Below are 13,293 nucleotides of genomic sequence, written 5' to 3' on the forward strand. Positions count from 1 at the left end.
TTCCATCTCCTATTCCATTGCTTCCACTAATTTCTCCATCATTGGTAAATCCATTGGACCTACAACTTTGTTCTGAATACGTCCTTTAGTATCAATCATATACGATGTCGGGATAGACACCGCTTGATAAGTGGCACCAACATCGCCTTTTTCGTCCATCGGAATGGCGAACTCTAGCCCAAATTCTTCGACAAACTCTTCGATTTCCTCCAAGCCTTTGTCTTCTGTCGTTAAATTGACAGACAAAATGACTACATTTTCCTCTTCAGCATGCTCTTCAAAATAACTTTGCATATGCGGCATTTCAGCTCTGCACGGAGGGCACCAAGTAGCCCAAAAATTCAATAACACTTTCTGTCCTTGATAATCCGATAACGTCACCTCTTGACCATCTAATGTAGTCAATTGAAAATCTGGAGCTTTTTCTCCTTTAGCCAAGCCCTCATCTGTTGGCAAAAAATCCACGTTACTGCCGATTGCCATGTTATCAAGCGCTTCGGACTCCGCCATGTTGTTCTTAACAGCCCCGATTATAACGAGTACTACCATAGTGGCCAGTACCAATAAGCCGATTATTTTTTTAGGCATCTGTTATTCACTCCATTCAACTTTCATCATACGATAAATGAGACCGACTATTCCACTAAGTTTCTTTAAAAATGTGACAGAATAACTGGAATCTAAAAAACAGCCGACATCCATATGCCGGCTGTTCCACATGCTAAGCTACTCTTACACGCGCAAAAATTTTCTGATTGACATAAAGCTTCCCCATACCCCAATAAATACGCCCATCAATAAAATCAAGGCACTTACTTGGTAGATGAAGGGAGAGAAGTCCAATAGCTGGAATAATTCTCCACTCAAACGAGGTTGTGCAAATTCGGTAATTTTTTTATAAAGTAGCGCTACGAGACCAATCGGAATAAGAGAACCTAATATCCCAAGCCACATGCCTTCCAAAATAAAAGGAATGCGAACGAACCAGTTTGTAGCACCCACTAATTTCATGATTTCAATTTCACGACGTCTCGCGACAATCGTAATACGAATTGTATTAGAAATTAGGAACATTGCGGTAAATAACAAAGCCAAGATTAAAATCAAGCCCACGTTTCTTCCGGCATTTAGGAAATCAAAAAGTTTTTCTATTTTGCCTTCTCCGTATTTCACATCTTCAATGTTCTCAAGCTTTGCAATACTTTTCGCAACGGTTTCGGTTTGTTGCGGATCGGTCGCTTTTACATAAAACACATCAAAAAGTGGATTACTTTGTTCAAATAAACTCAACTCATCTCCAAAATCAAGAACCAAGTCTGTTAACTCTTCTTCTTTCGTTGAAAAATTGGTCGAGTCTACTCCTGGAATTTCACTAATTTGAGACTCTAATTTTTCGATTGTTTTGTCTTCAGCTTCTAAAGAGACGAAAACTTTGATTTCGACATCTTTTTCAAGATCATCAGCCACTTTGTTTAAGTTCATCATGATGAGAACAAATACGCCTACCAATAATAGTGTGACTGTAACGGCACTTACTGAAGCAAACGTCATCCAGCTATTTCGACCAATGCTTTTAAAACTTTCTTTGAAATGACGCACCATTGTTCTAGCCTTCATAGCCGTAGTCACCTCCAGCTACATCACGGACAATTAATCCGCCTTCAATTGCAATAACGCGATGTCTTAATGTATTCACGATATGTTGATTATGCGTTGCCATAATAACGGTTGTGCCCGCTTTGTTGATTCGTTCAAACAAATCCATGATATCCCAGGCTGTTTCAGGATCCAAGTTTCCTGTTGGTTCGTCAGCTATCATCACTTTCGGCATGTTCACAATTGAACGCGCAATTGATACACGCTGCTGTTCGCCACCGGATAATTCAGTCGGGAACATTTTGGCTTTATGTTTTAACCCAACTAAATCCAATACTTCCATGACACGTCTTTTAATATCTGCCGGTTTTTCTTCAATTACTTCCAATGCAAATGCTACATTTTCATAGACATTTAATTTTGTGAGCAATTTGAAGTCTTGAAACACAACGCCAATTTGACGACGCAACATGGGAACTTTCCGATTCTTCAATGTGGCGATATCAATGTCATCCACAAACATCTGACCAGAAGATGGTCGTTCTTCGCGATACATCATTTTGATGAACGTCGATTTCCCTGCACCACTTGGTCCTACTATATATACAAATTCACCTTGTTCAATTTCAACATTGAGACCGTTCAAGGCAACAATTCCGTTCGGGTATTTCTTGTAAACATTCTTCATTTGAATCATTTTTATTACCACCTACTAGTAATTGGCTTGCGCCAAAATTTTTTCCTTAGAATTTCACAGCAAACCCATTATAACACCTTAAACCTACTTTTTTATTACATTTTTGTATCATTTAAAATTCAATCTGAATAAACAGAACGATATGGAAATTGAATGAAAAAAGATATTTTAGATTAAAAATATTACATATTCATCCACTAAAAGAAGATAAAAGTGTTAAAAACAACTAAAATTGAACAAAAAAAATAAACCTGCTAGTCAGCAGGTTTATTTCATTTCAGCTAAATACTTCGCAACTGCATCAGCTTCTTCGCCTTCAATAAGCCCAGCTGGCATTGCACCTTGTCCATTTTCGATGACAGAACGAATCTCTTCTTCTGATAAACGAGATCCAACATCATTTAAAGCTGGAAAATTACCCGCGCCTTCCAAGTTCTCACCATGACAAGAAATACAGTTTTGTTGAACCACTTGCTCCGCATCGACGGCTGCAGTTTCTTCTCCGCCGCTGTCAGCTGGTGCATCAGGTTCTGATGTATCTTCTCCACCACAAGCTCCAAGAACAAGCGCTGCGCCAAATAGCATGACCATTAATTGCTTTTTCATTTAGTGACCTCCTCATATAGTTTATCTAGTTCTTCTTACAGTATACCAAAGTTATGGTCGTTTGAAACCTTCTCCCAAAACTTCAGAAGCATCGGACACGATAACAAAGGCGGATGGATCGATATATTTAACTAATTGTTTTAGTCTAGTAAATTCTGTTTGAGGAATAACTACCATTAATAAGGGTTTTTCAGTTCCCGAATATCCTCCTGTAGCAGCGAGTTCCGTTACACCTCGATCAACTTCATCGTAGATCGCGTCCCGAATTTCTTTCTGTTTCGTCGTAATGATATAAACCAATTTTGATTGACCGAAGCCAACTTGAACAAGATCAATTGTTTTCGTTGTTACATACAAACCAATCAATGCGTAAAGCCCTTTTTCAATATCAAATACTAATGCCGCGGCCAGCACGATAAAGCCGTCAATCATTGCAACACTTGTCCCTAAACTGACCCCTGTGAACTTTGTAATAATCTGTGCAGCTAAATCAGTTCCTCCTGTAGAAGCTTTGCCTCTGAAGACAATGCCGAGCCCAAGACCCACCATTATCCCGCCAAACAAAGCACCGAGCAAGGGGTCGAGTGTCCACGGTTCCCACGACTCTGTCAAGAAGACAACGAGTGGTAAAAATACAGTGCCTACAGCCGTTTTAATCCCGAAATTTTTTCCTAACAAAATCAATCCTGCAATAAACAATGGGATGTTAAAAGCCCATTGTACAAATGCTGGTCTCCAGTCAAGTACACTTTTCAATATTGTACTAATGCCGCTCACGCCTCCAGAGGCTACTTCATTTGGCAACAACAATACATTAAAGGCAATGGCCACAATCGCTGACCCTATAATTACGCTCGTATAGTCTATGAAAAACGTCAGCATTGGATGTGGATCTTTGCGGATACGACGATTTTTTTTAGTCATTTAGTTTCTTCCTCTTTTCTACTCTTCGATTAAACCCTGTCAGAGTATACCAAAAGCTTCTCGCTTTGTGAACTTCATTTGAGTAAAGCAGGATCACCAAAAAAGGCCTGAAAGCTGGCAGGCTTTCAGGCCTTTTTGCAAAACTAAAAAAGAATAGCTTTCAGTTGCTTTGCTATTCTTATTCCATTTTAGAACGCAATAAGGAATTGATAAATCCATCAATATCGCCGTCCATAACTGCTCCTAAATTGCCTGTTTCGTAGTTGGTACGATGATCTTTAACCATCGAATATGGATGAAATACGTAAGAACGGATTTGACTTCCCCAACCGATTTCTTTTTGTTCCCCGCGAATCTCAAGAAGACGAGCTTCTTCTTCTTCAATCTTCAAAGCATATAATTTTGCTTTTAACATTTGCATTGCTTTTTCACGGTTTTTAATTTGCGAACGTTCCTGCTGGCACGTCACGACAGCTCCCGTAGGAAGGTGTGTGATTCGAACAGCGGAGTCTGTTGTATTAATGTGCTGTCCACCAGCTCCACTTGCCCGGTACGTATCAATCTTCAGATCCTCAGTGCGGATATCAATTTCGATTTCACCAGTGAATTCTGGCATGACTTCACAAGACACAAACGAGGTATGACGACGACCAGACGAATCAAAAGGCGAAATACGAACTAGACGGTGAACACCTTTTTCAGCTTTTAGGTATCCGTACGCATTGTGTCCTCGAATACCAAGAGTAACGGATTTGACCCCCGCTTCGTCGCCTGCCAGGTAATCCAATGTTTCAACTTTGAAGCCACGTTTTTCTGCCCATCGCGTATACATGCGTAGTAGCATCGAACACCAGTCCTGAGACTCCGTGCCCCCTGCGCCCGGATGCAATTCCAAAATGGCATTATTTTTATCGTATGGCTCGCTAAGCAACATCGTCAATTCATAGTCAGCTAACTTAGAAATGAATTCTTTCATTTCTTTGTCGACATCTTCGTGCAAGTCTTCATCGTCTTCTTCTCTTAATAACTCTAAAGACATTTCCATATTTTCTTGCGTTTCCATGAAACCGTAATACGTATGAACGATTTCCTTTAATCCATTCAATTCTGAAATAACGGTTTGTGCTGATTCTTGGTTGTTCCAAAAATCAGGATCAAGCATCATTTCATCTAATTCCTGTATGCGGGATTCTTTGTTCTCTAAGTCAAAGTGACCCCCTAAAGTCGGCCAATTTACTGGCTGATTTGTCGAGCTCGTTGCGGATGTCTGCTAATTCCATCATCTGTTCCTCCTCAAAATAACACCGAAGAGCAAATGCTCTTCGGTCCTTTCACACATTTCTTATAAAGCTGTACCGTGGCAATTTTTGTACTTTTTGCCGCTGCCACATGGACAAAGGTCATTGCGGCCAACTTCCATTTGTTTACGGACAGGCGCCTTTTTCTTTGTCGGAGCTGGTCCATCTTCTTTCGGGTTAACGGCTTGACCTTTTGCAACTTCCTCACGCTGGAGGTTATTGCGAATTTCAGCTTTCATCGAATACTTCGCAACGTCTTCTTCAATGGCTTCAACCATTGCCTCAAACATTGCAAATCCTTCGCTTTGGTATTCACGAAGTGGATCATTTTGTCCATACGCACGCAAGTGAATTCCTTGACGCAATTGATCCATTGCATCAATGTGGTCAATCCATTTTGTATCGATTGAACGAAGCAAAACGACTTTCTCAAATTCACGCATCCGCTCAGGCGTCATTTCCACTTCTTTTTCATCGTAACGAACAGCTACCGCTTCTTTAATGAATGCAATGAGCTCTTCTTGAGACTTGCCTTGAAGAACAGCTTCTGTCACCGTGTTTTCCGGAAGAAGGTTTGCTGCAATCAGTTCAGTCAATGATTTCAAGTGCCAGTCTTCTTGTTTCTCTTCTGCTGTATGCGTGTAGACCATACGCTCAATTGAACTATTGATCATGTTTTCAACTAGGGCGCGCATATTTTCAGTTTCTAGCACTTCCATACGCTCTTTGTAGATAATTTCTCGTTGTTGACGAAGAACATCATCGTATTGAAGCAAACGTTTTCGAGCGTCAAAGTTATTACCTTCCACTCGTTTTTGCGCGGATTCAACAGAACGTGTTACCATTTTCGATTGCAATGGTTGGGAATCGTCCATTCCTAATTTGCCCATCATCGCACGCATTGCGTCTGAACCGAAACGGCGCATCAAATCATCTTCAAGCGACAGATAAAATTGAGTAACACCCGGGTCACCTTGACGTCCTGAACGTCCACGCAACTGATTATCAATGCGTCGTGATTCGTGGCGTTCTGTACCGATAACTGCAAGTCCACCTGCTTCAATAACACCTTCTCCGAGCTTAATATCTGTTCCTCGACCTGCCATGTTAGTGGCAATTGTTACAGAACCTTTTTGACCAGCATTTAAAATTATTTCTGCTTCATGTGCATGATTTTTTGCATTCAACACAGAGTGCTTGATGCCTTTTTTTGTCAAATATTCCGAGATGATTTCTGAGGTTTCAATGGCCACTGTTCCGACTAGAACTGGCTGACCTTTGGCATTACGTTCAGCAATATCATCCCCTACTGCTTTGTATTTACCGGCAGTCGTAGAATAAATCAAATCTACGTGATCTTCACGAATAATTGGCTTGTTGGTCGGAATGACAATAACGTACATATTGTAGATATTGCGGAATTCCTCTTCCTCAGTCTTCGCTGTACCTGTCATCCCAGACAATTTATCATACATACGGAAATAGTTCTGGAAGGTAATTGTGGCCATCGTCATCGATTCATTTTGAATCTCTAAACCTTCTTTGGCTTCTATCGCTTGGTGTAAGCCGTCAGAATAACGACGACCTTTCATTAAACGACCCGTAAATTGATCAACAATAACAACTTCTTCTTCTTGAACAATATAATCTACGTCTTTGTGCATGGTTACGTACGCCTTTAAAGATTGGTTAATCGTGTGATTTAAACGAACGTGGCTAATGTCAAAAAGATTATCGATGCCGAATGCTTTTTCAACTTTTTCGATACCTTCTTCTGTTAACACAACGCCTTTTGTTGTTTCATCGTAGGTATAGTCTGTGTCTTTCGTTAACAAACGAGCAAAAGCGTTTGACTGCAAATACAATTGAGCCGCTTTGGCTGCCTGTCCTGAAATAATCAGCGGTGTACGTGCTTCATCGATTAAAATAGAATCGACTTCATCGATGACTGCATAATTTAGTGGACGTTGCACCATATCTTCTTTGTAAAGAACCATATTATCGCGCAAATAATCAAAGCCCAATTCATTGTTTGTACTATATGTTACATCGGCCTGATACGCTGCTCGTTTTTCGTCTTTCGTCAAACTATTTAAGTTTAATCCAACAGACAATCCAAGCCATTCATATAATTCGCCCATCTCCAAAGCATCACGGCTAGCCAAATATTCGTTGACCGTTACGACGTGGACGCCTTTTTTACTAATAGCATTCAAGTAAACAGATAAGGTTGAAGTTAAGGTTTTACCTTCACCGGTTTTCATTTCTGATATATTACCTTCATGTAACGAAACCGCACCCATAATCTGTACACGGAATGGATACAATCCGAGGACACGCTTGGATGCTTCACGAATTGTCGAAAATGCTTCTGGCAATAGGTCATTTAATGACTCACCTTTAGCATGACGCGCTATAAATTCTTCTGTTTTTGCTTTTAATGCTTCGTCAGTCAAAGCTGCAAAGTCTGAAGCTAGTGCTTCTACGCGATCTGCTACTTTTTCTAATCGTTTTAAATCCCGTTTATTCGGATCAAATACCTTATTTAATACTCCCAACATATCTATACCGCTCCTTGCGTAAGTGTCCGCCGATACTCAACATACCGGATGACTGCTTTAGCTTTTATCGTGCCCTAGTAAGCAATAATACACTTATCAAAATCATCATCAGTCTATTCAAAAAAAATCTCACTATTTATTTTAACACTGCGCAGAAAAGCGTGCAAATAATGGCGTTGTGTTCTAAAGAACCAATTTGTCGCAATGTGGCAGATTACCAAGGAGTTGCTCCAAATAAACGTAAAACAAAAGCCTCTCGGTTTGAGAGGCTTTTGTGAGGTTATCAAATGGATAAAGCACCGTTTTTTATTGTGCAGAAGTTTCGATCAAGCCGTAACTTCCATCTTTTCGCTTGTAAACAATATTCGTGTCATTAGATTCTGCGTCCGTGAAGACGAAGAAGTTATGTCCTAGCATATTCATCTGTAAAACCGCTTCTTCTTCATCCATCGGTTTCAACTCAAATTGCTTCGTGCGAACGATTGTGAAATCCTCGTCCTCTTCTTCCGTTTCGTTTTGGTGGCGTGTATCATTTTCAGCAACTGCAAATGACACGCCCATACCATCTCGATCACGGAACTTGCGGTTTACTTTCGTTTTGTATTTACGGATTTGACGCTCTAATTTGCTAACAATCAAATCTATTGCTGCATACATATCGTCATGCCGCTCTTCAGCACGTAATGTTAAATTTTTCATAGGTATTGTAACTTCCACTTTTGTTTGGTTATGATTATACGATTTCAAGTTGACCATTGCGGTAGCATTTGCACCGTCTGTGAAATAACGTTCAATTTTTTCTACTTTCTTTTCAATATGATCGCGTATTGCGGGAGTTACCTCGATATTTTCGCCTCTAATGTTGAATTGCAACATATTAACTCCTCCTTCTATTGTGCTATCTATACAATTCTACACATTCCCTTGTCTTCCCTTCTTAAAACCAAAAAAAGTTTTAAAAATTTTATTTCAGGTAAACTACAATACAAGGAGATGAAGCTCATGTTTAAGGAGAAGACTGTCATAGTCACAGGCGCAGCTGAAGGAATAGGCAATCATATTGCAGCGCATTTTGCCGCTGAAGGCGCACGCGTCATTGGATTGGATATCAATCCAGTCGAATTAAAGGACGTCGAATACCGAAAATGCGACGTCGGAAATTTTGGTGAAGTTATATCTGTATTTAAAGAACTCCATGCAGACTACGGCGCCATCCACGCACTAATTAACAATGCTGGGCTGTCGACCTTTAAATCGATTTGGGAAGTAGACGAACAGGAGTGGGATCGAGTGATCGATACCAACTTAAAGAGTGTTTTCATTTGCAGTCGAGAAGCGGCTCGTTACATGACAGAAGACATTCGTTCAATTATCAATATGACTTCAACACGCGCTTTTATGTCCGAACCTCATACCGAAACTTATTCGGCATCAAAAGGTGGCATTTTCGCGTTGACCCATTCGCTGGCCGCTACGTTCAGTGAAAAAGGAATTCGCGTCAACTCGATAGCTCCAGGCTGGATTCACACTGGAGACCATACTGACCTAAGAGATAGCGATCATCAGCAACATTGGAGCGGAAGAGTTGGAGAACCTGCAGACATTGCTCGCGCCTGTCTGTTTCTAAGTAACCCACAAAATTCATTCATTACGGGTGAATGCCTAAATATCGACGGCGGCATGACAAGAAAAATGATCTACGAGCACTAAAGAAAAGCGGAAGCGCCTGGTCAGCTCTGACAGGCATAAGGCAGACCAGCAGTGTGGCGCTCTTTGCCACGCAGCTGGGTTGACTTATGTCCCGAGGAGCTAGGCGCTGGAGTCTGGACACTAAAGAAAAGCGGAAGCGCCTGGTCAGCTCTGACAGGCATAAGGCAGACCAGCAGTGTGGCGCTCTTTGCCACGCAGCTGGGTTGACTTATGTCCCGAGGAGCTAGGCGCTGGAGTCTGGACACTAAGAAAAGCGGAAGCGCCTGGTCAGCTCCGACAGGCATAAGACAGACCAGCAGTGTGGCGCTCTTTGTCACGCAGCTGGGTTGACTTATGTCCCGAGGAGCTAGGCGCTGGAGTCTGGACACTAAGAAAAGCGGAAGCGCCTGGTCAGCTCTGACAGGCATAAGACAGACCAGCAGTGTGGCGCTCTTTGCCACGCAGCTGGGTTGACTTATGTCCCGAGGAGCTAGGCGCTGGAGTCTGGACACTAAGAAAAGCGGAAGCAGCCATCTAGTTTCGACGGGCATCAATTATATTGAAAATTTTTCTGAATTAAAAAACCGGCAGCTGCCGGTTTTTTTAATTCATCTCTATTTCTTTCAACTCTCTAATTTCGTTTAAAATAAGCATTTCCTTTACTGTGTTGCGCTCAAAATCCGCACCATATAACCAGCCTTCTTCATATTTTTGTTTCCAGACAATCGTTGCATCTACTGTTATTGTTTCGTGATTTAAGATAAATTTCATACGCGCCTTTTTTTGTCTCGTCGCCAATTCTTCCTCAGTAAATAGTTTTGCTCCTTTAGGAGAAATATCAAGCAGTAGACAATAAACCTTCTGAGATAAGGCGTCCTTGTTGTTTGAATCCAGCAATTGTAAATAGATTTCTGGCGGTGCCCCAAATGTGTAGCGAAAGCTTTCTAAGCGTTTATAAAACATCGTGGTCACTCCCAAGTTTTTTGTTTTGAACGATGGTTATGCTCGAATTAGCGTCATCATCTTAATTTCCTTAGCACCTTTATCTTTTAAAACTTTAGCTGCTAAACGCATCGTACTTCCTGTTGTATACACATCGTCAAATAGCAATATTTTTTCAGGGACAGGTTTTCCATTCCACCAAAAGACATCTTGTAAAGCCATTCTCTCAAGCTTTGGTTTATCCCCTATACCTACTTCACTTTTCCCTAGAAGATGTGTATATGGAATAGACGCCGCATCCAGCAATCGATCAACTTGAGAAAAAGTTCGGACTTTCAGTTTTGCTTCATTCATCGGTATCGGAACGATGACCGACGAATGATCACGCAGTTGTTCTTTCAAGAGCGTCGCAAAAACTTCGGATAATGCCACGTCTTGCAAAAATTTATATTGGTGCAAATATTCTTTCATAGCTGAATTATAATGGTATAAGCTTTTTCCTGAGTCGATGATCCCCTTATATTCGGTCGTTTCCCATTCACAGCAATCCAAACATTTTCCTTCCACGCGGGCGCTGCATAGCGGACAACCTGCTACTGTTCGCTCAAAACTGTTTCGGCAGCGCTTGCAAATAACCTCTTCTAGTTCATTGAAAAAGATACTTCGCCAAGTTACTTGGAGTGGCATATGGCTGTCACATAAATAACAATTCATTATCGTCCTCCATTGTAAGAAATAATGGTTTTTTTAGCTTGATCCATTTGTCGCACAATGCCGTTATGGAAAAATACGATTTCTCCATTTGGATAATCACTAGCTCTTCCAACTCTTCCTGCAATTTGGATCAATGCAGCGGCATCGAAAACTGATTGATCTGCACCTACCACTGCAACTTGGACATTTGGAATTGTTATTCCGCGTTCTAGAATCGTTGAAGTCAAGACACCAGGGATTTGTCTTTGACGCAGTTTCAAAACTTTTTCTTTTCTATCTACATCTTTTGAATGAACAGCCTCGATTGTTGGATGTATTTTTTGAAACAAAACAACCGCTTGTTCAATCAAGTCAATTGTTGGGAAAAACAAGAGAAAAGGTTGTTTCTTTTCTATCTTTTCATCTACCCATGCATTTAACTTTTTAGGGATTTTTCCTTTCGCAAAATCTTTCTCGTATCCCCACAAAGACCGGAATTCCGGAACCGGTAGCGGATAACCATGAAAACGCCGAAATAGTTGCGATTTATTATTAACGTGCTTAACTAACTGATCCGAAGGAGTTGCTGATACATAGACAATGGGTGCTTCTTTTTTCTTCGCTTTTAAAACAGCTCGTTTCAACGCAGGATCATAAGAATAGGGAAACGCATCCGCTTCATCGACAATCAAGACGTCAAAAGCATTTTCGAATCGATACAGCTGATGCGTTGTTGCAATGACAAGCTGCGCAAATCCCGGTTCAACTGGAGAACCTCCATATAAACTATGAATAGTGGTTGTCGAGAATGCAGCGCGCAAGCGTGGGGTTAGCTCTAATACTACGTCTGTTCTTGGAGCCGCAATACAAACTCGCAGTCCCTTCTTTAAAGCATCGAAGATTGGTGCAAAAAGCAGTTCGGTTTTCCCAGCTCCACAGACAGCATAAATAAGATGATCATTTTTTTGTAAGAGACTTTGTTGTACTTCTTGTGAGGCTATTTCTTGTAGAGGAGTAAGTTTGCCCGTCCAATTTAATGAATGGTGCTGAGGAAGTTTTTGGGAAGGGAGTGCCCACGTAATCAACTCGGTACAAGAACTGATACGCCCCATCTTTAGACAGTTTCGGCAGTAATAGCAGATTTTCTGACACGCCTCACAACAATATGGAATAATTTTGTGTATAGATTTTTCAAGGCATCTGATGCATTGTTTTTCTGCAGTAATACCCAAACGGACATTGACAAAACCACTTACTATCGCTTTATCCACTTGCTCTTTAGAGAAAGGACCAAAATCCCTAAGCCATATTCTACCAGTCAAAAATTCTTCTAATTGATCCATTTTCAACCACCTTTCGATAGAGAAAAAGTCTCAGTAGGATTATTTTTCTACCCAACCAAGACCCATTGCTCCTTCTCCTAAATGTGTGCCAATAACCGGTCCAAAACAGGAAATTTCAAAGTCCACTTGTGGACATTCAGTTTCTAGGTATTCTTGCCACCGTTGTGCATCTTCTAAACGATTTGCGTGAATAACAGTTGCTTGTAGTTTTTGCCCATCTTTACTTGCTTCTTTTAACAAGTCGACCATTCGATTCATCGCCTTTTTACGTGTCCGAATTTTTTCGAAAGGAACAATCACTTTGTTCTGGAAATGCAAAATAGGCTTGATTTGTAACATACCACCAACTAAAGCTTGTGCACTGGACAATCTTCCACCACGCTGAAGGTGCTTCAGGTCTTCTGCCATGAAGTAAGCTCTCAACGTTTTCTTCATTTCATGTAATTCCACCAATATCGTTTGAGCATCTGCGCCGTCTCTAGCCATCTCTGCCGCTTTCACAGCATAAAATCCTTGAAGAGCACATGTAAGTTCCGAATCAAAAGAATAAACTTTTACGCCATCAACCATTTCTGCCGCTTGTTGCGAACCTGCGTAAGTTCCACTAATGCCACTTGATAAGTGAATGGAAATAATTTCTTCATGATGGGATGATAGTTTGCTATATAGTTCAACAAATTCCCCTAAAGGTGGCTGCGACGTTTTTGGAAATTCGTCTCTGGCTTTCCGATAAAATTCTTCCTCCGTCATTTCTGCTTCTTTAAATGATTCGTTTCCAAATGTTACTTCTAGCGAAACCATGTGAATGTTGAGCTTTTCAAGTTTTTCTTTAGGTAAATAAGACGTACTATCTGTAACAACTGCCGTTTTCATTAATGAATCAGCCCCCCTCTGTTAGTTTATCAAAAAAGACATTAATAGATTAGACAAAATAAAAAAATTCC

13 protein-coding genes are annotated in these 13,293 nt (G+C 40.8%); 1 reads left to right on the forward strand and 12 read right to left on the reverse strand.

Annotation, left to right across the window (positions count from 1 at the left end; all coding sequences use genetic code 11):
* Positions 1 to 9: 9 nt before the first annotated feature.
* The 8 genes from FQ085_RS02270 to hpf all read right to left on the reverse strand — a co-directional run bounded on the left by FQ085_RS02270 (position 10) and on the right by hpf (position 8,558).
* Entirely contained in the window at positions 10 to 588 is a 579-nt protein-coding gene (locus FQ085_RS02270) for a TlpA family protein disulfide reductase (protein WP_058384712.1), read from the reverse strand.
* Between the two features lie 144 nt (positions 589 to 732).
* Positions 733 to 1,617, reverse strand: a complete 885-nt coding sequence (gene ftsX, locus FQ085_RS02275) for a permease-like cell division protein FtsX (protein ID WP_058384711.1) — start codon at positions 1,615 to 1,617, stop codon at positions 733 to 735.
* A complete protein-coding gene (gene ftsE, locus FQ085_RS02280) occupies positions 1,607 to 2,293 on the reverse strand; it encodes a cell division ATP-binding protein FtsE (RefSeq protein ID WP_058384710.1) in 687 nt (228 codons plus the stop codon). Before ftsE ends, ftsX begins: the two co-directional genes overlap by 11 nt.
* A gap of 267 nt (positions 2,294 to 2,560) precedes the next feature.
* Positions 2,561 to 2,899, reverse strand: coding sequence for a cytochrome c551 (gene cccB / locus FQ085_RS02285; RefSeq protein ID WP_058384709.1), 339 nt, complete (start codon positions 2,897 to 2,899; stop codon positions 2,561 to 2,563).
* Between the two features lie 51 nt (positions 2,900 to 2,950).
* A complete protein-coding gene (locus FQ085_RS02290; protein ID WP_410477393.1) occupies positions 2,951 to 3,781 on the reverse strand; it encodes a YitT family protein in 831 nt (276 codons plus the stop codon).
* Between the two features lie 220 nt (positions 3,782 to 4,001).
* A protein-coding gene (gene prfB / locus FQ085_RS02295) for a peptide chain release factor 2 (RefSeq protein WP_143039566.1) occupies positions 4,002 to 5,103 on the reverse strand; the annotation gives its coding sequence in 2 pieces (ribosomal slippage) (positions 4,002 to 5,030 and positions 5,032 to 5,103; 1,101 coding nt in all).
* 62 nt (positions 5,104 to 5,165) lie between these two features.
* Positions 5,166 to 7,682: a preprotein translocase subunit SecA gene (gene secA / locus FQ085_RS02300; RefSeq protein ID WP_149455800.1), complete on the reverse strand. Its 2,517-nt coding sequence runs from the start codon at positions 7,680 to 7,682 to the stop codon at positions 5,166 to 5,168.
* 306 nt (positions 7,683 to 7,988) lie between these two features.
* Entirely contained in the window at positions 7,989 to 8,558 is a 570-nt protein-coding gene (hpf, locus tag FQ085_RS02305) for a ribosome hibernation-promoting factor, HPF/YfiA family (protein WP_058384706.1), read from the reverse strand.
* A 126-nt stretch (positions 8,559 to 8,684) separates the two neighbouring features.
* Between hpf and FQ085_RS02310 the strand changes: the two genes are divergently transcribed.
* The gene (locus FQ085_RS02310) at positions 8,685 to 9,392 is read left to right on the forward strand and encodes an SDR family NAD(P)-dependent oxidoreductase (RefSeq protein WP_058384705.1); all 708 of its coding nucleotides are present in this window, start codon (positions 8,685 to 8,687) and stop codon (positions 9,390 to 9,392) included.
* A gap of 582 nt (positions 9,393 to 9,974) precedes the next feature.
* Here the strand turns inward: FQ085_RS02310 and FQ085_RS02315 are convergent.
* From FQ085_RS02315 to FQ085_RS02330, 4 genes are read right to left on the reverse strand one after another with little or no spacing between them, the layout of a single operon-like run.
* The gene (locus FQ085_RS02315; RefSeq protein ID WP_149455801.1) at positions 9,975 to 10,334 is read right to left on the reverse strand and encodes a PilZ domain-containing protein; all 360 of its coding nucleotides are present in this window, start codon (positions 10,332 to 10,334) and stop codon (positions 9,975 to 9,977) included.
* 36 nt (positions 10,335 to 10,370) lie between these two features.
* Entirely contained in the window at positions 10,371 to 11,027 is a 657-nt protein-coding gene (locus FQ085_RS18240) for a ComF family protein (RefSeq protein ID WP_262499736.1), read from the reverse strand.
* Complete coding sequence (locus tag FQ085_RS02325) at positions 11,027 to 12,349, reverse strand: ATP-dependent helicase ComFA (protein WP_058384703.1); 1,323 nt, start codon at positions 12,347 to 12,349, stop codon at positions 11,027 to 11,029. Before FQ085_RS02325 ends, FQ085_RS18240 begins: the two co-directional genes overlap by 1 nt.
* A gap of 39 nt (positions 12,350 to 12,388) precedes the next feature.
* Entirely contained in the window at positions 12,389 to 13,222 is an 834-nt protein-coding gene (locus tag FQ085_RS02330; protein ID WP_058384702.1) for a DegV family protein, read from the reverse strand.
* Positions 13,223 to 13,293 lie beyond the last annotated feature (71 nt).

Source organism: Planococcus sp. ANT_H30 (assembly GCF_008369335.1).
Taxonomy (GTDB): domain Bacteria; phylum Bacillota; class Bacilli; order Bacillales_A; family Planococcaceae; genus Planococcus; species Planococcus kocurii.